The following is a 23,738-nucleotide window of genomic DNA, read 5'->3' on the forward strand; positions in this document are numbered from 1 at the left end:
CTTACTTATATTGTTTTAAATCTAGATTTTCTGCATCATCTGCCAAACGAATGGCTGACGCAATTTCAACCGCCATCTTGTGACTGGCTACATCGTGCACGCGCACTACTTCGACACCCTGTCTTGCAGCGATACTGGTTACATGAGCTGAAGCTGTGTCCCGATTGCGGAAACCAACTTCCGTTTCAGGATTAACTTCAAAACCATTTTCTTCTAGGATATTGATGACAAATCGCTTGCGCGAAACTCCAAGAAAAATTGGATAGCCTTGCTGGTGTAGTTTATCCAGATCACGTAGAAGAAGGAGATTTTCTTTCTTGGTCAGACCAAAGCCAATTCCTGGATCCAACATGATATTTTCTGGTGCAATACCAGCTTGATTCGCTCTCACTAGTGCTCGTTCAAAGAAAGCCTCCATCAAGTCTTCAATTGGCATTTTTTCAAAGTCAGCTAACTCTTCCTCTGTAAAAGCTTGCCCAAAACCAAAATGAGGAAATATGAGTGAACTAGGGTGCTGAGGTCGAGCCATGACTGGATTAAACATGATAACCACCTTCGCTCCAGCTTTAGCAACCACATCCGCCATTCTCTCATCTCCCATGAGACCCGTGATATCATTGACCAAATTGGCACCAGCTTTCAAGGCAGCATCTGCTACCTGACTTTTCCATGTATCGATAGAAATGAGGACATCACTTTCCTCACGGATAGCTTTAATCACTGGAACAACACGCTGGATTTCCTCTTCTATCTCAACATAGCTACTGCCCGGCCGAGTCGATTCTCCACCAATATCTAGCATGCTCGCTCCTTCAGCTATCAATTTACGAGCTTGCTGGAGCGCTTGGTCAACAGCAAAAAACTGACCACCATCTGAAAAAGAATCTGGTGTTACATTGATAATTCCACAAATAGCTGTTTTTTCGTGGTTGACTTTATTGGACATAACGGTTACTCCCTTAAGGTTCTCTACCATATTATCCCTCTATTTTACCATAAAAAGAAAAAAGATGGACACGTTAGTATTCATCTTTTCCAAGTAGGCCAATGGTTTAGAATGATAGACCTAGATTTCTACTAATCAATACCAATAAGGCCAACAAACAAAATGCAATACCATTGAGAATCATATGAAGCAAAATGGACATCTCCAAACGCTCAGTCTTATAGGCTGTCCAAGTCAAAACCGTTGACATCCCTCCATAAATAATCACAGAAGGTAGATTGGTTGGCATATGGAGCAAGGCAAAGACGATTGCACCAACAACAAAACCTAGTTTTTCTTTTCCACGGAAGATCTTTTGGGGAATAATCCCACGACACAAAATTTCCTCACAAATCGGAGCAACCAATACAATCAAGAAGAAGGTAGAAATCAAGGAACTATTCTGAACCAAACCATTCAGCGTTGATTGATTACTCGTCGTTGTTTCATTCATCATGCGAAGCAAAGCTGAGCCCAACAAATTAGTAGCAAAGATTACTAGATAGCTCAATACCAAGCGAGCTAGGTCCTTAGCCTTAAAAAAGGATAGATCAAAGGTAGCAAGCTTTGTTTTCCGCGCACCGATAATGAATACTATCAGAACGGCAATGGACAAGATACCAACTAAGAGTCCTGACTGCAAAAGCGGAAATTGTCTAGAAGTCAACCAAGCGGATAACCCTAAAGGAAATTGTGATAGGACAAAAGCTGCTAAAAGGATGAGGATCCACATCCCTCTGTCCCAAACCTCTCGCCAGATCGTCTTTTCTTTCATGATATACCTCCTTATAGTAAAAGGGGGATAACCCCTCTTCTACTATTATATCATTTAAAGCGCCATACTGATATAGTTAAGGATAAACAAGTCATCCAAAATCCAAATCATCGCGTGCACGTCCTTTGCTTGACCTTTGACAACTTTTGTTAACGTATAAGTCAAGAAACCAACTGCAATCCCTTGTGTGATAGAGTAGCTAAATCCCATGAAGATAGATGTAAAGAAGGCAGGGACAGCTTCAGCCATATCATCCCAATGGATGTTTTTCAAACTACCAAGCATCATAATCCCAACGATAATCAAAATTGGAGCCGTCGCAGCTGATGGAACAATTGCCAAAAGTGGACTAAAGAAACTTGAAATTGCAAAACAAATCGCAACTACCAAGGCAGTCAATCCAGTACGTCCACCTGCACCAATACCCGCTGCAGACTCAACATAAGTCGTTACGTTTGAAGTACCTGCGATAGCACCAATTGAAGTACCAATCAAGTCAGAGTAAAGAGCCTTATCCAACTTATCTGATTGGTGATTTTCACCATTTGTCGCTACGATACCGACTTTTTCACCTGTACCAATCAAGGTACCAATTGTGTCAAAAATATCTGTCAACGAGAAGGCCAGAATAGCCATAAGCGTTTCCGGTAGACGAGCAGTGTCTGAGATTAAAGCCCCCAATCCTTGTGAGCCAAGTGCTGCACCAAAGATTGTCTTCAAATCTTCAAAGGCTGCACCCACATGGTTATTAGAAAAATCAATACTTGATACATCAACCAAACCAACAGCGATAGCAAGAACTGTCGTTGTTAGGATAGAAAGAATAATTCCTCCCTTGATACCCTTAATAACAAAGAAAATCGTAATCGCCAAACCTGCAATAGCCACTAAAACAGCCGGATTATTAAAGCTAACCAGACCTGGAACTGCTGAAGAGTTTGCTGTAATGGCTGCTTGGGCCTTATCAGCACCCTCACCAGCAACTGTATAACTTCCTGGATCAATAGAGAATTTCAAAAGACCAGCATTCTTAATCCCTACATAGGCAAGGAAGACACCGATACCTGCTGAAATAGCCGAACGAAGCGCATTGGGAATGGATTCAATAATCATTTTACGAACATTTGTTAAGGTAATGATTAGTGAAATAATCCCACAGATAAAGACCATAGCCAAGGCCTCTTGCCATGAATAACCAAGTCCAAATACGACTGTAAAGGTAAAGAAGGCATTGAGTCCCATACCTGGTGCTTGAGCGTATGGCAGGTTCGCATAGAAGGCCATCATCAGGGTACCAGCCACTGCACCAATAATCGTTGCTAGGAAAACACCTTGAGCAGGCATCCCTGTCTGCGCAAGCATTTGTGGGTTTACAAAGAGAATGTAACTCATTGCAAAGAAAGTTGTTAAACCAGCGAGAACCTCCGTACGAACGTCCGTCCCGTTCTCTTTTAGTTTAAATAGTTTATCCATTATGAATCTCCTTTTGTTTTTTACGAACAATATTAGTATTATACCACTTATCATTCACCTTTTCAATATGTTTGTTTGATTTATTTAATAAATCAAAGCAACTGTAGTTTTTGTTCTTATCTGCTTTTCTTCCTTCTTTTTGATATTTTGATATAATAGTAGACATCTTATCTGGAAACGACTAGGAAGGTTTATATGACTAAAAAAATTATCGCAGTCGATTTGGACGGAACCCTGCTGAATAGTGAAAGCAAGCTCTCCGATTTCACCAAAGAGACAATCAAAAAAATTTCAGAAAAAGGACACCATGTTATCATCACGACAGGTCGTCCGTATCGCATGGCAAAAGACTTCTACCGCGAACTAGAGCTACATACTCCTATGATTAACTTTAATGGTTCCCTTACCCATCTACCAGGACAGGCTTGGGAGCACGAAAGATGCTTAACCTTGGACAAAAAATATCTCCTAGATATGGTCAAGCGCACGGAGGATATCCAGGCCGACTTTATTGCAGGAGAATACCGTAAGAAATTTTACATTACAGCTCCGAATGAAGAAATTGCGGACCCTAAACTATTTGGCGTAGAGAACTTCCAACCGGAAAATCAATTCAAACCCGAACGAGTAACCAAGAATCCTAACTGCATTCTCTTGCAAACAAGGGTTGAGGACAAATACGCTCTAGCGGACGAGATGAATCGTTTTTATCAGCACCAACTAGCTATCAACACCTGGGGTGGCCCCCTTAACATCCTCGAGTGTACTCCCAAGGGGGTAAACAAAGCCTTTGCTCTAGAGTACTTGCTCAATGTTATGAATCGTGATAAAAAAGACTTAATCGCCTTTGGTGATGAGCATAATGATACGGAAATGTTGGCATTTGCAGGCAAGGGATATGCTATGAAAAATGCCAATCCTTCTCTCCTTCCATATGCAGACGAACAACTTCCTCTGACCAACGAAGAAGACGGAGTTGCCCACGCTTTACAAAATTTATTCCTATAAAAAGGAGGATTGCTATCCTGCAATCTTTCCTTTTATTTTCATTCTATTTTCACAAAGGTCACTCATTTTCAGTATTTTTATATTAAATTTTCTATTGCTATTTTCATATATTTCTTGAAATTATTTATATATTAACATTTTGTAAGCCTATTTTCATTGAAAACTTTTACAATTTTCGAAAAAGTAGTTGATTTTTATATGAAAACGATTTATACTAGGTACGTCTGAGGTTTTTTAGGAAACCTATAAGTCAAACATTTTAAAAGGAGGAATGACAATAATGAGTATCGGAATCATTATTGCGAGCCACGGCGAATTTGCTGCGGGTATTCATCAGTCAGGATCTATGATCTTTGGTGAACAAGAAAAGGTTCAAGTTGTAACCTTTATGCCAAATGAAGGTCCAGATGACCTTTACGCTAAATTCAACAACGCTGTGGCTGCATTTGACGCAGAAGATGAGGTTCTAGTATTGGCTGACCTTTGGAGTGGTTCTCCGTTCAACCAAGCTAGCCGCGTGATGGGAGAAAATCCTGAGCATAAGTTTGCCATCATCACCGGGCTTAACTTGCCGATGTTGATTCAAGCCTACACTGAGCGCCTTATGGACGCTACTGCAGGTGTGGATAAAGTCGCTGCGAATATCATTAAAGAAGCCAAAGATGGCATCAAAGCTCTTCCAGAAGAGCTCAATCCAGTTGAGGAAGGGGCTAGTGCTGCGGCTGCTCCAGTTGCCCAAGCTGCTATTCCAGAAGGAACTGTTATCGGAGACGGTAAATTGAAAATCAATCTTGCCCGTCTTGACACACGTCTTCTTCACGGACAAGTCGCAACTGCTTGGACACCAGATTCAAAAGCAGACCGTATCATCGTTGCTTCAGATAACGTTGCAAACGACGAATTGCGTAAAGAATTGATCAAACAAGCAGCTCCTAACGGAGTAAAAGCGAACGTTGTACCAATCAAAAAATTGATTGAGGTTGCAAAAGATCCTCGTTTTGGTAACACACATGCTCTTATCTTGTTTGAAACACCTCAAGATGCCCTTCGTGCCATCGAAGGTGGCGTGCCAATCAAGACCCTTAACGTCGGTTCTATGGCCCACTCAACAGGTAAAACAATGATCAATAACGTCTTGTCTATGGACAAAGATGATGTTGCAACATTTGAAAAAATGCGTGACCTCGGTGTTGAATTTGACGTACGTAAAGTACCAAACGACACGAAAAAAGATTTGTTTGACTTGATTAAAAAAGCAAACGTTCAATAATTTTAATCTGTTTCTATCATTTTTGAAAACAGGATTAAATACTTTATTAAAACTAAATAGAAAAGGAATAAAACCATGTCAGATATTTCAATCATTTCTGCTATCTTGGTTGTAGTTGTTGCCTTCCTTGCAGGTCTTGAAGGTATCCTCGACCAATTCCAATTCCATCAACCAATCGTCGCATGTACCCTTATCGGACTTGTAACAGGTAACCTTGAAGCAGGTGTTATGCTTGGTGGATCTCTTCAAATGATCGCCCTTGGTTGGGCTAACATCGGAGCTGCCGTAGCTCCTGACGCTGCTCTTGCATCTGTTGCTGCAGCGATCATCTTGATCAAAGGTGGTAACTTTACTACTGAAGGTATCGCCGTCGCAACAGCCACAGCTATCCCTCTTGCTGTAGCTGGACTTTTCTTGACAATGATTGTTCGTACAATCTCAGTTGCCTTGGTTCACTCAGCTGACGCAGCTGCAAAAGAAGGAAACATTGCGGCTGTTGAACGCGCTCACTACTTTGCCCTTGTTCTTCAAGGTCTTCGTATCGCTATCCCTGCAGCCTTCCTTATCGCTATCCCTGCTTCTGCTGTTCAAGACGCTCTTGGCCTAATGCCAGAATGGTTGAATGGTGGTATGGCTGTCGGTGGTGCTATGGTCGTTGCCGTTGGTTACGCTATGGTTATCAACATGATGGCAACTCGTGAAGTATGGCCATTCTTCGCTATCGGTTTTGCTCTTGCAGCAATCTCTCAATTGACTTTGATTGCCCTTGGTGTCATCGGTGTTGCCCTTGCCTTCATCTACCTTAACCTTACAAAACAAGGTGGTAACGGTGGCGGCGGAGCTGCGACTTCTAACGACCCAATCGGTGATATCCTAGAAGACTACTAGAAAGGGGAACAATCATGGCTGAAAAAATTCAATTATCAAAATCAGATCGTCAAAAAGTTTGGTGGCGTTCACAATTCCTTCAAGGTTCTTGGAACTACGAGCGTATGCAAAACTTGGGTTGGGCTTACTCACTAATCCCAGCTATCAAAAAATTGTACACTAAAAAAGAAGACCAAGCGGCTGCTCTTGAGCGTCACCTTGAGTTCTTCAACACTCACCCATATGTAGCTGCTCCAATCATGGGGGTTACTCTTGCACTTGAAGAAGAGCGCGCTAACGGTGTTGAGATCGACGACGCGGCTATCCAAGGGGTTAAAATCGGTATGATGGGACCTCTTGCTGGTATCGGTGACCCAGTATTCTGGTTTACAGTTCGTCCTATCCTTGGAGCCCTTGGTGCATCACTTGCTCAATCTGGTAACATTGTTGGTCCCCTTCTCTTCTTCTTCGGATGGAATGCTATCCGTATGGCCTTCCTATGGTACACACAAGAGTTCGGTTACAAAGCTGGATCTGAAATCACTAAAGACATGTCTGGTGGTATCTTGAAGGACATCACTAAAGGAGCTTCTATCCTTGGTATGTTCATCCTTGCCGTTCTTGTACAACGTTGGGTATCTATCAACTTCACTGTTAACCTTCCTGGTAAACAATTGGCTGAAGGTGCCTACATCAACTTCCCAGAAGGACCTGTATCAGGTGCTGAGTTGAAAGGTATCCTTGGTCAAGCACTTGGTGGTTTGAGCCTAGATAAGATTCAACCACAAACCCTTCAAGGTCAGTTGAACTCATTGATTCCAGGATTGATGGGACTTCTCCTTACTTTCCTTTGCATGTGGTTGCTTAAGAAAAAAGTATCACCAATCACAATCATCCTTGCTCTCTTTGCAGTAGGTATTGCAGCTCGTTTCTTTGGTATCATGTAATTCAAGACATCGAGAATATAGATAAAAAAGAATCAGGATCAAATCCTGATTCTTTTTTTATGTATCAACTTTTTCTTCTAGTCAGATAATGCAATCCCCCAATCACCACTGCTAGGACGGCTACATAGAGCACTTGAGTGGTTTCTAGAGGCACAAAAGCTCCTCGCAGGATAAATGTATTGGCAAGTACGCCAACAAGGGCTGCAAGGCTCAAAAATGCGAGCAAGACCAGCTTGTATCGATTAAAGGGAATGCTGACCTTGGCAACTAGACACAGACCATTGATCAAAGCAAGGAGGAAGCAAATAAATTTGACCTGACCTGGGACAGTGATAAAGAAGTTCGTCAAGAGTACACTAGCAACCAGAATGCTACCACCAATCGCAGCATTGGTCAAAATATCTCGCATAAAATGTGTGCTGACCTTTTCTTTATTGGACTCAAAAGTTAGGAAGAAGGATGGAATCCCAATCGTAATGGCTGAAATGATTGTAAACTGAATGGGGATAAAGGCAAATTCCAAACCAAATACCACACTCAAAATCGCAAACACGATGGAGAAGAAGGTCTTTGTCAGAAAGAGAGAGGCTACCTTTTGGATGTTATTGATAACCCGGCGACCTTCCATCAAGATATCATAAAATACCGCAAAATCATCTGTCAGAAAAACAATATTGGATACACTTTTGGCTGCACTCGTAGCCCCCTTCATGGCAAAACTAATATCTGCTTTCTTGAGAGCCAGAACATCATTGACTCCATCACCACTCATTGCAACTGTTTTACCAGCATTTTGCAAAATAGATACCATCTTTTGCTTCTGTTCAGGTGTCACACGTCCAAAGATTTCGTGTTCCAAGACCACTCTTTCAAAATCTTGTTCGCTCACCTTGGTCATATCAATCGCCCGTGCTTCTTCCTTAAAACCTGCCTTACGAGCCACCCCATATACAGCCACATGATTATCACCGCTGATAATCTTCACCTCAACACCTTGAGATTCGAAATAGTCAAAGGTTTCCTTGGTATTGTCCTTAATCTCATCTGACAAAACGACGTGCCCCAGTAGTTCCATATTGGCTGGACTCGTAATCTGGTCCTTACTATGGGCAAGTGTTAAGATTCGAAAACCTTGCTGCTTCAGATGTTCATAGTAGGCATCCATCGGCTGGGTAAAGCCTAAAAACTCATAGGCACCGAAGAAATAGGTCCCACCATCTTTTACTTGGACAAAGGAATACTTGTTTTTGCTTGAAAATGCACCGACTTCTTGAACTTCCCACTTTTTCTCACAGGTTAAGTAAGTCTTCAGAGCTCGGGAAGTTGCATTTTCATCCTCGAAATAAGCCAGATAAGAAGACAGTTTCTCTGCCACATTAGCATCCATTTCTTGGACCTTCATATTACCAGTCGTGATGGTACCTGTCTTATCAAAACAAAGAACATCTACTCGCGCCAAGGTCTCTACACAGTATAGTTCCTGCACTAGAACCTTCTTTTTGGCCAGCTTCATAGCTGCTACCGCTAGGGAGACGCTAACCAAGAGAATCAACCCCTCTGGAATCATGCCGACCAAGGCACCTGAACTTCCCAAGACAATTTCAACATAAGACCGTCCTAGACTAAAACCTCTGACATAGAGCAGAATCGCAACTGGCACCAGCAAGATCGAGACGATTTTTAAAATCTTATCCATGTAATCACGCAGTTGAGAAGGGTATTTTTTGAATTCCTTGCTGGATTTTGCGAGTTTGTTGATATAGCTATCTGGACCCACAGCCGTTGCTGTAACCAGACAAGTACCGCTGACGACATTGCTTCCGCTCATCAGCTTATCACCAACAGTTTTAAAGACTGAATCACTCTCACCCGTCAGCAAGGACTCATCAACTTCAATATTCCCTTCAAGGACTTCTGCATCAATAGGCACCTGATCACCCAGATTGAGGTGCAGATACTCCCCTAGAACGATGTCCTCTGGATCAATCTCAATCGTTTGACCATCTCGATTGACTTTGTACTTACTTTTACCAAGCAAACTCAGCTTTTCCAAGGCATTTTTTGAACGCACTTCTTGGAAAATCCCAATGGCTGTATTAATAGCAATCACACCTAAAAAGAGCATATTTTCAAATCGCAAGGTTGTGGCTACCAGAACTGCCAGAGCCAAGTTCATGGTATTAAAGAAGGTAAAGATATTTGAAACGACAATTTCCTTGGTTGTTTTATAGGGTTTAATGTCGCTGATGTTTCGTTGACGATCCTTGATGTCTTGACTGCTTAAATACTTCATTTCTACTCCGATATCCTTTTGTACTACTATAGTAACACATATCTTTTTCTCTGTCACTTAAAGACTCAAAATAAGAAGAACTCCTTTGGCAAGCATCATCTATCGCCACTTTAAGAAGAACTTAAAAAGAGGCTAGGATTCCCCTAACCTCTTTTCTTTATACTTTATTCTGCCAAGGCACCCATTGGATCCCATGGTGCAAGTACGATTGGTTCTGCTTCATAAGCAGCCCGTTCTTCTGCTGTCAGCAATTCCTTACGGACAACGATTTGGTAAGTGTATTCATCCATCCAAGCATCTGAGGCAACGAAGTAACCATCTGTACCGACCTTGTCTCCCCATGAGTTTTCAACCTTCCACTTGGTTGACTTGCCATTTTCATCCAAATCCACACCTGTCAAGACCATGGCGTGAGTCATCAAACTTTCGCTGTAGTCCAAACGTCCAGCTTTGTCTTGAGTGAGTTGAATATCCATGCTTGATTCAAAGTCATAAACATCTGTCGCAAGGATTCCAGCTTTGCGGTTGCTAAGTTGGCCGACATCTGAACCAAACCAAACAGTTTCTCCTGTTTGCATTTGGGCAATCGCCAATTCTTTCAAGCGCTCCATCGGTACGTTGATGTAGCGAACTGCACGGCTACCAACGACATTCCCCAACATCTCAACTGTATAAGATTTGCCGTAAGGCTTGTCAGCAGTCGGAGCATTGATAACCGAAACATAATCTTCTAGAGGAAGATTGACATATTTCTTGTAAAACTCCTGTGGTGTGATACCCTTTTCACTTTGGTAGTTATCATCCTTATCACGATAAGCAAAGTCAAACTGACGTGGTGGAAGCCCCAATGACATAGCAAGGAAGTTAAAGATTTCTTGCAAGAGGTCTTCTTTCTTAGCTTGAACAGTCGCTTGGTCTGCACCAGAAGCGAGCAAGTCACGCAAGATTTGAGCATCTTGGCGAAGCAATTTATTAAGGATGGCATTGAGCTCACGGCTGCTGCTAGATGAAACAGACTCAGGATAAACAGACTTAGGAACGACACCGTATTTCTCAAAGAGGGCCACGACCATATCCCACTGTCCACCGTCTTGTTGTGGAGTTTGGAGTAGGAAGCTAACCTTACGGCTCGTCAATTCTTGGTCTGCAGTCGCAATGACTTGCTCCAAGAACCAGTTAGATTTTTCATACTTGTCCCAGAAGAAAGTGTGGGCTTGTGACAATTCAAAGTTTTCCAATTTATATTGAGAAATGAGTTTGTGACGGAAGGTGTTGAGAGCTGCAAACATCCAGCAACGACCAGACGCTTTCTGGTTAGTAACCTTGTCCTTGGTCAAATCCAATGAGAAAACAGGTGTATTGTCTACATGGCTTTGGCGACGTTCTAGAGCTGCAAAAATTCCGTTGTGACTGGCAGCATTTTCGATCGCTTGGTATTTGACATTTGCTTCATAGTTGGCAAAAAGTTTATCTGTAAATGATTCTTGAATCGCGTTCATAGATTCCTCCTTTTATTCTACTGTCTATTATAACTCTTTTCACAAAGGAAGCAACTGAAAAACTTAAAAAGGCAAGGACATTCTCCTCACCTTTTCTAGCGTAAATTAAATTAAGCAATACTCGCAAGGAGAACCTCTAACTCCTCCTTGGTCAGGCGGCGCCATTCTCCTCGTTCTAAGTTCTCGTCCAAGGCTAACGTTCCCATAGTCAAACGTTGTAGGTGCACCACTTCCTTGCCACAGTAGGATACCATACGCTTGACCTGATGGAACTTCCCTTCAGCAATGGTCACGCGAACCAGACTTTGATTCTTTACTAGATTTACCGACACAATCTCCAGCTTAGCTGGCTGGCAGGTAAAATCCTTGAGCGGAATGCCCTTGGCAAATGTCTCCACGTCTTCTTGGGTCATAACTCCCTCGACCTGTGCCAGATAGGTCTTATCCACATGACGTTTTGGTGAAAGAAGAGCATGAGCTAGTTCGCCGTCATTGGTCAAGAGCAGAAGACCATGCGTATCAATATCCAAGCGCCCTACTGGGAAAACTTCCTTGGTCCGCGCCAAGTCATCCAGCAAGTCTAGAACCGTTCTGTGCTTGGGATCCTCAGTCGCTGAAATAACTCCTTGGGGCTTGTTCATCATATAATAGACAAACTCCTCGTACTCCAGCACTTGCCCATCAAAGCGAATCTCATCTCTTTCTTCATTGATCTGCAGTTTAGCTGACTTTTCTTTTTTACCATTTACCGTCACGCGCCCAGCCTTGAGCAAGTTTTTAACCTCAGTCCGACTCCCTATAGCGCAGGCAACTAAAAATTTATCTAATCTCATAAAACTATTATATCATACTCAAAAGGAGGCTAGCCCAAGTGACCAACCTCCTTTTCTTTTCATACTCTTCAAAAATCAAATTCAAACCGCGTCAACGTCGCCTTGCCGTATAGATGTTACTGACTTCGTCAGTTCTATCTACAACCGCAAAGCAGTGCTTTGAGCAGCCTGCGGCTAGTTTCCTAGTTTGCTCTTTGATTTTCATTGAGTATCAGATTTAAGAAATTAACTTCCTCTTTCCCAGAAGATAGCTAAGACAACCATAGCACCGAGAACTGCTGGGATAATGGCTGTACCATTTAGGCTCGGCCCCCAAGAACCAAAGAGTAATTGTCCTAGAAAGGCACCAATCCAACCGAGAAACATCTTCCCAAAGCATCCCATTCGTTCTCCACGATTGGTGATAGCCCCTGCTAGTAGTCCAATTAAAAGGCCGACAAACATGCTTCCAATCATAGCTTCTCCTTAATTTGCCCAATCTCCATTGCGGAAGAGTGGTACGCGTGTTCCATCCTCACGGATACCATCGATATCCATTTGATTCGAACCAATCATAAAGTCCACGTGAACATCTGAACGGTTCAGTCCTGCAGCTTCAAGTTCTTCTTCGCTCATCTCCGCTCCACCAACAACGCTGGTCGCATAGGCTGCTCCGATAGCCAAGTGGTTTGAAGCATTTTCATCGAAAAGAGTGTTAAAGAAGGTAATCCCTGACTGTGAGATTGGACTTGGATCTGGTACCAAGGCACATTCACCCAAGGCACGCGCACCCGCATTTTCAAAGACAAGGTCTTTCATGACCTGATCACCCTTATCAGCAGTGATATCTACGATTTGACCATCCTTGAAGGTTACTTTAATTCCCTCAATGATATTTCCGTTGTAGCTAAGTGGTTTTGTAGAAGTAACATAGCCATCTGCGAGACGAAAATCAGGCGCTGTGAAGACTTCCTCTGTTGGCATATTTGGCAAGAATTCTTCGCCCTGTGCATTGATAGCACCAGCTGATTCCCAAACGTGGTTCTTAGGTAAGGCAAGTGTCAAATCAGTTCCTGGCGCTGTATAATGAAGGGCTGAAAATTGCTCCTTATTAAGCATTTTCGCCTTGCTCTTAAGGATGGCTGCATGCTCTTCCCAAGCCTTAACAGGATCTTCTTCGTAGACACGGCAAGTTTTGAAGATTTGATCCCAAAGAAGATCAACTGCTTCTTCGTCGCTCGTAGCATTTGGAAAGACTTTCTTAGCCCATTCAAGTCCAGCAGCGGCTGCTACAGTCCAGCTAACCTTGTTGGATTGCGTTGCGATACGCATTGGCTTCATCGCAAGTCCCATCGCTTTAGCAGAAGCTGAGAGCTTTTCAGCGTCCACTCCGTTCAAGGCACCTGGATCAGATGAACGGACACCGAGACGGCTAGCCTTGTTCTCCAAGAGATAGTTCATCTCAGCAATCTTGTATTCTGGCACATTGTCCAGACGATCCATCGGCGCGTGGAGGAATTTCTCACGGTTAATCACATCATCTGTCCACTGAACGATAACCTCATGTGCACCTAAAGCATAAGCTTCTTTCACGATCAAATGCGCCAACTCGCGTTGCTCAACATCGATAGAGAGAGCCAAGGTGTGACCAGGTTGCACGTTAATTCCGTTCGCAACCAATAATTTCGCATATTTTTCTAGATTTTCTTTAAAATTTGGTAAAACCATTCTATTCTTCCTTTTCTTTTGTTATTTTTCCTTCAAAGCAGAAAATAATCCTGCTAAAGCAATGGCACCAGACAAGAGCGCTGTCGATAGAAGAATTGTCTGATCAGCAAGTTCCAATTGATATTCAAACACCTTCTCAGCTGGCTTATCTTCCGCAAAAATTTTTAGTTTCATGAAATATCCTCCGTTACTAGTATATCACATATGATATAAATTTAAAAACAAGCCTAATAAAGCTTGTTTTTAATTAACTAAAACAAAAGTCGTGTACATATCTTTCCACTTCTTTTTCCATAGATTGAATCTCACGAATACCCCATTTATCATTCTTTACCGTTACGTCTGCCATCATCTGTAATTTTAAACTCTGGCGATTGAAAATTCCTTCCCACTGTTTATACTTTGCACTTGGAACCAAATTCCCAAACTTCGAATTTTGGCTATCTGTAATGATACAAAGATTCCCAAAAGAGTGCAAAAATTTATCATCAAGCTTTTCAACCCTTTCATCACTATTTGGATGTTGTGGAAACCAATGTTCTATAGAGCGACGATATGTAAATTTGAAATCTTCAAACTTAACATCGTATGCTTTCTTTAATTCTTCACGATTTTTCCATAAAACATAATCTACAAAGTTAAAAGCATAAACAGGAATTGTACCATATTTCTTAATTCTTCTATCCTCAGTAAACAGTCTTTCTTCTGCATACGTCACTGCCATTTTTTCAAGAAATTCTTTAAAATGAGCACCAAATTCTTGATCATTTAGTTCTTCAATATGTCTGAAGAGAAATTGAAAAATCTCATATAACCAACGACTATCACGATTAGCAGTAAAGGTCACAGCAAACATAGATTGAAGAAGAATAATATTTTTGTTAATTTCCGAATCTGAAAATGTATTCTTAGTAAAGCGTTCTTCAACTATGTAATGCTCTTTCGCTTTTCCATTAGGTTGATATTCATAATAAGTTCCCTTCTGCAAAAACCATTCATCCTTATTTCTGCTTGAAGAATCCATATTTGAATTTCTAACGATGTAATTATCAAAAATATGTTTTATTTTAAGAAGAAATTCACTGAATTCAATAATCCAAGTCTTATTTTTATTTTTTATATCAAATAGGGCTAAAAGTTTCTTGTCGTCTAACTGAACCTCATTGGTATCCTTACCTTCCCAAATTGCCAATACATGGAGTAGGAAGGTTGGAAAATCGATAACTTGGGTATAATCACCAAAATCTTTTTCTACTTCTATATTTTTTTCATTTATCTTTTTTCCTAATATATCTGATAACTTTCTTCTTTCATTTTGATAAAAATCAATATCATCATAAATATTATGAAATGAGTAATTTGTAAAATGCCATCCAAAAATACGTTCGCGTTCTTGAAAATCATCTGCTCTCTTCCGTCGCATCTTAAATTGACTTGATACCGGCTTATCAAACTCTGCACAGGCATCCCAAATCCTTGCAAACTTTTGAGCCATTTCTTGATCTTCACCAAATTTAGACATCATTTGTGCCTTAAGGATTTCATGAGCTTCTAGTTGTTCGCCTCGAGAGTTGAAACGTTCGAAATAAAGATTCAAATCTAAGTCTTCAGGAAGTATACTCCGAAAAATGATGACATTCTCAAAAAAATAATCAATGAAAGACTGAAGATTAAGTTCGCGCTCCTCTAGCACTTTTTTCAATGCGTCTTTAGCATGTCCGTAACCTCTAGTCAGCTCATTTTCATCACCCTCTGAAATTTCTTGCTTGGTAAATAGCTTTTGAATATTCTCATTTGATTTCTTTCGAGCTGGGAAGGTAAGATTGACAGCTTTCAATCTATCAAAACCAAACTCACGCTTCAAAGCTAAGGCAATCAAATTAAGGGCTGTTGTCCGTTGTTGCCCATCTATGATTTTGAAATTGTTATTCTCTTTATTAACGACTAATGTTCCAATATAATAATTATCCCTATTTTCTTGAAAAGCATCTGCTACGTCGTTCAATAACTGCTCAATTTCATCATAGGCCCAGGCAAAATTTCTCTGATAAAGAGGAATAGCATAGGTATCTTCATTTAACAAACGATTAACTGATAAACTTATATGCGTTTCTACCATCTATCTTTTTCCTCCTCTATAATCTTGTCCACAGTATAATTTTCAAATAATTCTCTATCTATCTTGATCATGAAATCATTTGGAGTGACAGCATGAGATAAAAGTTGAAATAGCTTTTGAACCTCTTTTTGTCTAAACCTTCCACCAGCGGCATAGTTCCCAACAGTTGCATCATATATGGCTTTAGACTTAACTCGAGGGTAGTAAGACCAAATAAACAAGGTCTCTACTATCTCCTTTGATAGCTCCTCTTTTCCAAATCTATCTGCGAAAAGCGAGCAAATATTTAGAAATAGATTGTGACACTTGAGGTAGCGCCCCTTTGAACTATTGTAAATGTTTAACATACCTTCTGGGTAAGCTAAATTTTGTTCTTCTTCCTCTAACTCATTAGAGATTCCTAACCGTTCATTTAAAAAATCTTTATGATTTTTAATAGTTTCATGAGAAGATTCAATATACTCAAAAAATTTACTTCCATCAATGATTGGCATAGTAATTGACATAGGGAGGTTTTCAATATGACGATACAACTCTAAGTATGGAAAGTTCTGATTCAAATCAACGCCTTTAAAGTCGTCAATAAAATCCTCTGTAAATCGTAGATAAGAGCCATAACGCTTGTTTGTTAATCCTGTTTTTCCCCTAGACCACCGTCTCATACGGAAAAGATGTTTATCAAATAACTCTTTGAGACTTAAATCTTTATCTTCTACAAATTGCTCCCACTTTTCAACAATCTTTTCATCTTCTGAATCTTGCTTGCGAAGATGATAGGCTTTGAGCAAATCATGAGGTTCTAAAGATTTTCCACGATTATTCTGAGAATCAAATAACTGAAAGGCCTCTGATAATCGTTCCTGTGGCATAGTAATCACGGAGACAGAACAATTTTTCAATAGAAAGTTGCAAATATCTTTTGCCTGATTTTCGCCAACCAATTGAGTCAAATTTACCCACTCATTATAATTTTCACTCGCATGATAGCAAGACATCTCTCCAAATTCAGCACTCAGCAGTTGATTCGCACCCTTATAATTCCCTAAATCATCTAATAAATGAAGAAACAAGGAAATTGAAATTAGACGTTGCTGTCCATCGACAATATCTAAGTGTCCTTCATTTTCATGCAGGATAACGGATCCTATCTGATATTCCTTTTTACCCATAGCATCTCGTAAATCATAAAAAAGATTACGGATATGTTTTCTGTTCCATTTATAAGGTCTTTGATAAGAAGGAATCCGCAATTTCCCTTCTTTCAGTAGTTCTCCAACCTTTTTAGAAGTAAATTGAATACTCATTTTATCCTCATTTATATTTATCTATCATTTCTTGAACTGTTTGCTTCATATCCTCTACTAAAATCCGAGGAGACAAAACAGTAACTGCTTCCCCTTGTCCCAGCAACCAGCGTTTAAGACCCGGTGTATACTGACTTTTAAACTTAAAATGAGTCCAGTCTCCATTTTTCCCAACTATTTTTGCATTTGGAAATTGATCCATCACAATAGTAGGATCATACAAATACCCAATCTCAATACTGATTTTCTTCCCGATAAAAGCATCAACTCTCTCGTTACGAATATCACCATCTCTAAATTTATCTCTATAAGAAATAGAGGGTTTCTCTATACCACTAAGAGACCATGATTGGATACGGTCTACTCTTAAAGTAATATAAGTAGCGTGTTTTAACTGATAAACAACCAGATAAAAATAATGACTATCATAGTAAAGAGATACAGGTAAAACCGTCTGCTTCTTAGAAGACTCAGAATAAGGTTTTTGATAGACAATATCTAGAACCTGTTCATGCAAAATAGCTTCTGATAAATTCCATATTTTCTCTATTCTATTTTGCTGATCCGTTAAGGGAGCATAATTAAGCTTTTCACTACCAATGATTTGCTCAATTTCTTTCTGGTCATCACGAGGAATTAAAATCAGTAAATTTTTTAGTAAGCTATCAATTTCTGGCCGATTCAATGCTCGATTTTCCAATAAAATCTTTGAAATAACAAGTATATCCTTTTTATTAAAAACTGACTTACTTGATAGGCTATACTTATTTGTTTTACGACTATAAAGCAAGTCTCCATTAAAATCGGGATGACTGGATAAAATATCACGAAGGAGCGAAAAATCTCTCTGTATCGTCTTTTCACTAACCTCAAATTCCTGGGCTAATTGCTTTTTTCCTAACGGAGTCCCAAACTGTAAGCGTAAAAAGATTGTTAGTAATCTCTCTTGATCATTCATCTAATGTCCTTTTTGTTAATCTTCAAGCGATGTTAGACAAGCTGTCATTCCCCACTTAAAACGCACAATCAAATGAAAATTTAGATTTTCCAATTGATCTGGTTCAGAGTCACCAGAGAAAACCATTTGTTTATTCATATCATGTTGAGAATTAAAAAGATTAAAAAATTTTTCTTGAATCATATCATCCTTTTCTCCCAATATCTGAATATCATCTACTATTAGGAGATCAAACTTCTCACTTCTAACTTTTTGTATTTCTAGCTCATTTTCTAACAAATCTTTAGCAGAAATATATTTTACTCGCTTTTCTGGATTGTTCTCAAGAACCTTATTTCCAATTGCTTGCAGGAGATGTGTTTTTCCTGAACCTGATTGCCCATAAATATAAAGGGGATTGTATTTTAATCCTAAGTTCTTTACTACTTCTAAAGCTTCTTTTTTTGCTAAAGCATTACCGTCTTTTTCTATAAAATTTTCAAATTGATATTTGTTATCTAATCCTGTATTGACCATCATTTAAACCTCTTTCTTTTTATGGTATAAGTATAACAAAACAGATGGACAATATTTGTCCGTCTGTTAATTTTTTTAGAACAAATCATCAAACAAACTCAACTGATTATCCTCTGGCATATTGCCGAGAATCCCCATTTCATCCATCTTTTCAACCAAGGTCGATGACAGTCCACCGCGTTTGCGTAGTTCTGTTTTAGAGAGGAACTCACCCTCTTCACGCGCACGCACCAACTGCTTAGCAACGTTCTCTCCCAGACCATCCATTGCTACAAATGGTGGGATGAGGGTATCTCCATCAATGATGAATTCAGTCGCATCACTACGGTATAGATCTAACTTGCCAAACTTAAAGCCACGTTCCCACATTTCATTGACAATCTCAAGAGTTGTATAGAGGTCAATTTCCACATTAGAGGCTTCATTATTCTTCCGTTTTTCAGCGATTTCTTCCATTCTACGCTTAATGGCATCCAAGCCGGCACCCATGGTTTTGATATCAAAAGCCTTAGCACGGATTGAGAAATAAGCACAGTAATAATAAATGGGATGGTGAACCTTGAAGTAGGCCACACGCAAGGCCATCATAACGTAGGCTGCCGCATGGGCTTTAGGGAACATATATTTGATTTTCCCACAAGATTCGATATACCACTCTGGCACCTTATTGGCCTTCATGGCTTCGATATAGCCATTTCGTTCTTCTTCGGAAATCTTTAGCCACATGCCCTTACGTACCCGTTCCATGATAGTAAAAGCCATCTTAGGTTCAAGACCAGCATGCATGAGATAAACCATGATATCGTCCCGACAACCGATAACAGTCGATAGGTCCGCAATCCCTTGCTTGATCAGATCCTGGGCGTTCCCCAGCCACACATCGGTACCGTGGGATAGACCAGACAGCTGAAGCAACTCCGCAAAAGTCGTCGGATGTGTCTCATCTACCATTCCACGTACAAAGTTGGTTCCAAACTCTGGAATTCCCAGCATCCCTGTTGGAGTTCCAATTTGCTCAGGCGTCACCCCTAAAACTTCCGTTCCAGAAAAGAGAGCCATAACGCTTTCATCATCCATGGGAATTTCATTAGGGTCAATACCGGACAAGTCCTGCAATTTCCGAATCATGGTCGGATCATCATGCCCCAGTACATCAAGTTTGAGGACATTCTCATCGATATCATGGAAATTAAAGTGAGTCGTCTGCCATTCAGCCGTCACGTCATCTGCTGGATACTGAACAGGCGTAAAATCGTAAACATCCATGTAGTTAGGAATAACAACGATTCCCCCCGGGTGTTGTCCTGTTGTCCGCTTGACACCAGCCGCACCCTGAGCGAGGCGTTCCACCTCTGCATCACGATAAAACTTCCCATAGTCCCGCTCATAGCCCTTTACAAAGCCATAAGCGGTCTTAGCAGCCACCGTACCAACCGTTCCTGCACGGAAGGCATATTCTTCACCAAAGATATCACGCACATCCAAGTGAGCGCTAGGCTGGTCTTCTCCCGAAAAGTTCAAGTCAATATCGGGAACCTTGTCCCCATCAAAACCAAGGAAGGTCTCGAAAGGAATATCCTGCCCATTTTTGCTGAGTTTGTGGCCACACTTTGGACAGTCCTTATCCGGCATATCAAATCCTGAACCGTAAGAACCATCTGTGATAAATTCACTATATTGACACTGACTACAAACATAATGAGGAGAGAGAGGATTAACCTCCGTAATCCCAATCATGGTCGCAACAAAACTGGACCCAACAGACCCACGAGAACCAACCAAGTAGCCCCGTTCATTGGAACGTTGCACCAGCATCTGCGATGCCAGATAAATCACGGCAAATCCATTCCCCAGAATGGAAGTTAATTCTTTTTCAATCCGCAAATCAACGATATCTGGCAGCGGATTTCCATAAATCTCAAAAGCTTTCTTATAGGTCAACTCAGCAACCGTTTCTTCAGCCTTGTCGATGAAAGGTGTATACAGGTCACCCTTAACGACCTCAACAGGTTCAAAGATATCTGCCAAGGCATTGGTGTTTTCAATGACTAATTTGCGTGCTAAATCTTCTCCCAAGAAAGCAAATTCATCCAACATTTCATTGGTCGTTCTAAAATGAGCCTTCGGTAGCGGTGCTGGTTGGGCATGTTCACCATGACCGATGGTTCGGTTAATCATAGCCCCCTGGCCCAAACTACGGACAATAATTTCACGGTAAATCTCTTCTTCCGGTTCGATATAGTGGACATTTCCCGTAGCTAGAACAGGCTTGTCAAGACGGTCCCCAACCTCTATCAAACTCTTGATAATAGTCTGGAGTTCCTCCATATCCTTGACCTGCTCCTTAGCAATCAAGGGAGCATAGATGGCTGGTGGCATGACCTCGATAAAGTCATAATACTTGGCCACCTCAACCGCCGCATCCACACCTTGGGAAACAACTGCGTCAAAAACTTCGCCTTCCGAGCAAGCCGACCCCAAAATCAAGCCCTCCCGATGAGCATCTAGAACCGTTCTCGGAATCCGTGGTACCCCTTCAAAGTATTTGGTATTGGACAACGAAACCAGCTTAAAGATATTTTTTAGACCTACTTGATTCTTGACATAGATGGTCGCATGCTTGATCCGAGCTTTTTTATAAGAGTCTGGACTAATCAAATCAATATTCAGTCTAGCCAGATTAGTCACACCATGTTTTTCTGCTACATCCTTGATAAAGATAAAGAGCAAACGACCAGTAGCTTCCGCATCGTAGTTGGCCATGTGGTGGTGGTCCAGTGCCACACCAAAACGCTTGGTCAAAGGTCCCAAACCATGACGTTTATACTCAGGATAGAGGTTTCTAGCAAACTCGAGCGTATCAATAACTGGCTGGCTAATCTTAGGCAAACCATGACGCTCATAGTTAGCATTCATAAAGCCAACGTCAAAGGTAGCATTGTGGGCAACTAGAACCGTATCCTTGCAAAATTCTTGGAATTCTTGCAAAACTTGTTCCAGTGGTTTGGCATTTTTGACATGATCATCTGTAATTCCAGTCAACTCGGTAGTAAAGGCTGACAAGGGATATCCAGGATTGATAAATTCATCAAATTCGGCAATAACATTTCCCTTGTACATCTTAGAAGCCGCAACTTGAATCAAGTCATTATAGATAGCTGAAAGTCCCGTCGTTTCCACGTCAAAAACCACGTAGGTCGCTTCTGACAATTCCATCTCTACTTCGTTGTAAACGATAGGAACACGGTCTTCAACGATATTGGCTTCCATTCCATAGATCAGCTGAATTCCTGCTTTCTTAGCTGCCTTATAGCCATGTGGAAAGGACTGAACATTCCCATGGTCCGTGATAGCAACCGCCTTGTGTCCCCACTTTGCAGCTGTCGCAATAATTTCCTCTACTTCTGGCAGAGCATCCATGGTCGACATATTAGTATGAGCATGAAACTCAACCCGACGCTCACCTTCTGGCATCAAATCCTTCCGCTCATAGTGAACAACTTCCTGCACATCCTGCACGTTCATTGTCAAATCTCGTGTGAAGTTATTCATCTCCACATTCCCACGAACACGAAGCCAGGAATTTTTCTTAATGATGTCAAACTTCTGAGCCTCTTCTTCATTCTTAACCCATTTTTGCATTGAAAAACTTGAAGTGTAATCCGTCATCTTAAAGTTAATCAAAACACGACCAGTTCTGGTCACCTTATGCTCCACATCAAAAACGACCCCTTCAAAGACCAGGCGATTTTCCTCAGTCGTCACGTCGATCATCTGGGTAACTTCAGCCTTATCTAGTTTAGGCTTGGCCGCAGCCTTTTTAGCCTGAAAATCAAAGGCTGGCTTCTCTTCTACTGGAGGAGGAGCCATTTGTTCCAGTTGCTCCATAGCTCGTAAAGCTTCTTCGTTGGCAGCCTGGACGATTTGTTCATTCTGCACATGAAAGGCTTCTTCCTGCTCTTGTGTAAGAGCATCATTCTTTTCTATTTGGCATACAAAAGCTGGAAAACCAAACTTTTCGAGTTGCTTTGCCAAATTAGGAAGATGATTCTTCTTAAAGTGCTCCCTATCAATTGCCTCTGAACCTTCAATAATGAGTTGATTTCCTTCCGCACGAACGTTTAAATTCTGGTAAAGAGATTTAAACCCCTGACTTGCACATGGACCTTCAGAAAAAGCCTCTCTATAGTAGGCCTGTAAGAGTTCATTTGAAAATTCTTGAGAAAGAACCTTGATCTCGAAAACAGCTCGATTCCCTGTCTTAGAAAATTCTTCACGAAGCCCTTTCTTTAACTCTAAAAAGATTTCAATCGGTAAAATATTAGAAAATACAAAATGAAATTCCCAAATCTTACTAATTTTATGAACCACAACACGCTCAATTCTGGCATCAACAAGAGCAGGATCCCGTCTCAAATGATCAGAGATTCCTAGTTGATTCATTAAAATTTCAAACTTACTTGACATTCATTTTCCTCACATTATTCTCATACTATTTTACCATAATTAAAGAAAATATATAGCCACTACCATTCCTTAAGCACTGCTAGTTTTCCTAAATTCATTCCTTAAAAACAAAAAAGAAGATTCTCAGAATCTCCTTAACACATATAAAAAAGATACCCTTAAGTATCCCCATACCTAATCGGGAAGACAGGATTCGAACCTGCGACACCTTGGTCCCAAACCAAGTACTCTACCAAGCTGAGCTACTTCCCGCGTTAAATAAAAAAATGCACCCTAGAGGAGTCGAACCTCTAACCGCCTGATTCGTAGTCAGGTACTCTATCCAGTTGAGCTAAGGGTGCTCATCATTATATGCCGAGGACCGGAATCGAACCGGTACGATCGTTACCAATCGCAGGATTTTAAGTCCTGTGCGTCTGCCAGTTCCGCCACCCCGGCCTCTCTAAGCGAACGACGGGATTCGAACCCGCGACCCCCACCTTGGCAAGGTGGTGTTCTACCACTGAACTACGTTCGCATCGACCTCTTATTCTATATAAAAAAATGCCGGCTACATGACTTGAACACGCGACCCTCTGATTACAAATCAGATGCTCTACCAACTGAGCTAAGCCGGCTACTTTCTATTATGCGGGTTAAGGGACTTGAACCCCCACGCCGTTAAGCGCCAGATCCTAAATCTGGTGCGTCTGCCAATTCCGCCAAACCCGCAAATAT

General features: G+C 41.0%; 18 protein-coding genes and 6 tRNA genes. 4 read left to right on the plus strand and 20 right to left on the minus strand.

Translation table 11 applies throughout. From position 1 onward, the window contains the following. Position 1 precedes the first annotated feature (1 nt). The 3 genes from folP to ATE37_RS08355 form a co-directional block, all read right to left on the minus strand. Positions 2-976 carry a dihydropteroate synthase gene (folP, locus tag ATE37_RS08345; protein ID WP_180382784.1) on the minus strand — a complete coding sequence of 325 codons (975 nt, stop codon included), beginning with the start codon at positions 974-976 and terminating at the stop codon, positions 2-4. Positions 977-1,052: 76 nt separating this feature from the next. Next, entirely contained in the window at positions 1,053-1,760 is a 708-nt protein-coding gene (locus ATE37_RS08350; protein WP_084868694.1) for a CPBP family intramembrane glutamic endopeptidase, read from the minus strand. Between the two features lie 54 nt (positions 1,761-1,814). Beyond that, a complete protein-coding gene (locus tag ATE37_RS08355; protein ID WP_084868695.1) occupies positions 1,815-3,233 on the minus strand; it encodes an NCS2 family permease in 1,419 nt (472 codons plus the stop codon). Between the two features lie 195 nt (positions 3,234-3,428). Between ATE37_RS08355 and ATE37_RS08360 the strand changes: the two genes are divergently transcribed. From ATE37_RS08360 to ATE37_RS08375, 4 genes are all read left to right on the plus strand, one after another. Then, complete coding sequence (locus ATE37_RS08360) at positions 3,429-4,241, plus strand: Cof-type HAD-IIB family hydrolase (protein WP_084868696.1); 813 nt, start codon at positions 3,429-3,431, stop codon at positions 4,239-4,241. A 280-nt stretch (positions 4,242-4,521) separates the two neighbouring features. Further along, entirely contained in the window at positions 4,522-5,511 is a 990-nt protein-coding gene (locus ATE37_RS08365; protein ID WP_084868697.1) for a PTS sugar transporter subunit IIB, read from the plus strand. Between the two features lie 75 nt (positions 5,512-5,586). After that, positions 5,587-6,399 carry a PTS mannose/fructose/sorbose transporter subunit IIC gene (locus ATE37_RS08370; protein WP_001280326.1) on the plus strand — a complete coding sequence of 271 codons (813 nt, stop codon included), beginning with the start codon at positions 5,587-5,589 and terminating at the stop codon, positions 6,397-6,399. Positions 6,400-6,413: 14 nt separating this feature from the next. Continuing rightward, positions 6,414-7,325: a PTS system mannose/fructose/sorbose family transporter subunit IID gene (locus ATE37_RS08375; RefSeq protein WP_084868698.1), complete on the plus strand. Its 912-nt coding sequence runs from the start codon at positions 6,414-6,416 to the stop codon at positions 7,323-7,325. A gap of 64 nt (positions 7,326-7,389) precedes the next feature. Here ATE37_RS08375 and ATE37_RS08380 read toward each other — a convergent pair whose 3' ends face one another. The 17 genes from ATE37_RS08380 to ATE37_RS08470 all read right to left on the minus strand — a co-directional run bounded on the left by ATE37_RS08380 (position 7,390) and on the right by ATE37_RS08470 (position 23,732). Then, entirely contained in the window at positions 7,390-9,618 is a 2,229-nt protein-coding gene (locus tag ATE37_RS08380; protein ID WP_084868699.1) for an HAD-IC family P-type ATPase, read from the minus strand. Positions 9,619-9,782: 164 nt separating this feature from the next. After that, positions 9,783-11,117, minus strand: a complete 1,335-nt coding sequence (gene pepC / locus ATE37_RS08385) for an aminopeptidase C (protein WP_084868700.1) — start codon at positions 11,115-11,117, stop codon at positions 9,783-9,785. A 110-nt stretch (positions 11,118-11,227) separates the two neighbouring features. Further along, positions 11,228-11,950 carry a pseudouridine synthase gene (locus ATE37_RS08395; RefSeq protein ID WP_084868701.1) on the minus strand — a complete coding sequence of 241 codons (723 nt, stop codon included), beginning with the start codon at positions 11,948-11,950 and terminating at the stop codon, positions 11,228-11,230. A 225-nt stretch (positions 11,951-12,175) separates the two neighbouring features. Continuing rightward, positions 12,176-12,406, minus strand: a complete 231-nt coding sequence (locus ATE37_RS08405; RefSeq protein ID WP_084868702.1) for a GlsB/YeaQ/YmgE family stress response membrane protein — start codon at positions 12,404-12,406, stop codon at positions 12,176-12,178. 9 nt (positions 12,407-12,415) lie between these two features. Then, positions 12,416-13,657, minus strand: coding sequence for an aminopeptidase (locus tag ATE37_RS08410; protein ID WP_084868703.1), 1,242 nt, complete (start codon positions 13,655-13,657; stop codon positions 12,416-12,418). A gap of 21 nt (positions 13,658-13,678) precedes the next feature. Next, the gene (locus ATE37_RS08415; protein WP_084868704.1) at positions 13,679-13,831 is read right to left on the minus strand and encodes a hypothetical protein; all 153 of its coding nucleotides are present in this window, start codon (positions 13,829-13,831) and stop codon (positions 13,679-13,681) included. Positions 13,832-13,904: 73 nt separating this feature from the next. Continuing rightward, on the minus strand, positions 13,905-15,776 hold the full coding sequence (locus ATE37_RS08420; protein WP_084868705.1) for a DUF262 domain-containing protein: 1,872 nt from the start codon (positions 15,774-15,776) through the stop codon (positions 13,905-13,907). After that, positions 15,770-17,080: a DUF262 domain-containing protein gene (locus ATE37_RS08425; RefSeq protein ID WP_084868706.1), complete on the minus strand. Its 1,311-nt coding sequence runs from the start codon at positions 17,078-17,080 to the stop codon at positions 15,770-15,772. Before ATE37_RS08425 ends, ATE37_RS08420 begins: the two co-directional genes overlap by 7 nt. 7 nt (positions 17,081-17,087) lie before the next feature. Further along, positions 17,088-18,038: a helix-turn-helix transcriptional regulator gene (locus ATE37_RS08430; RefSeq protein ID WP_084868707.1), complete on the minus strand. Its 951-nt coding sequence runs from the start codon at positions 18,036-18,038 to the stop codon at positions 17,088-17,090. A gap of 15 nt (positions 18,039-18,053) precedes the next feature. Continuing rightward, positions 18,054-18,557 (minus strand): DnaA ATPase domain-containing protein, encoded by a 504-nt coding sequence (locus ATE37_RS08435; RefSeq protein ID WP_084868708.1) that lies wholly within the window; start codon positions 18,555-18,557, stop codon positions 18,054-18,056. A gap of 72 nt (positions 18,558-18,629) precedes the next feature. Then, positions 18,630-23,021: a PolC-type DNA polymerase III gene (locus ATE37_RS08440; RefSeq protein ID WP_084868709.1), complete on the minus strand. Its 4,392-nt coding sequence runs from the start codon at positions 23,019-23,021 to the stop codon at positions 18,630-18,632. A 178-nt stretch (positions 23,022-23,199) separates the two neighbouring features. Beyond that, positions 23,200-23,273: transfer RNA gene (locus ATE37_RS08445), tRNA-Pro, on the minus strand. A 15-nt stretch (positions 23,274-23,288) separates the two neighbouring features. Beyond that, positions 23,289-23,362 (minus strand) — tRNA-Arg (locus tag ATE37_RS08450). Positions 23,363-23,373: 11 nt separating this feature from the next. Then, a tRNA-Leu gene (locus ATE37_RS08455) sits at positions 23,374-23,459 on the minus strand. Positions 23,460-23,466: 7 nt separating this feature from the next. Further along, positions 23,467-23,538, minus strand: a tRNA-Gly gene (locus ATE37_RS08460). Positions 23,539-23,565: 27 nt separating this feature from the next. Next, a tRNA-Thr gene (locus ATE37_RS08465) sits at positions 23,566-23,638 on the minus strand. Positions 23,639-23,650: 12 nt separating this feature from the next. Next, positions 23,651-23,732, minus strand: a tRNA-Leu gene (locus ATE37_RS08470). Between the last annotated feature and the right edge of the window lie 6 nt (positions 23,733-23,738).

Source organism: Streptococcus oralis subsp. tigurinus (assembly GCF_002093575.1).
GTDB lineage: Bacteria > Bacillota > Bacilli > Lactobacillales > Streptococcaceae > Streptococcus > Streptococcus oralis_CH.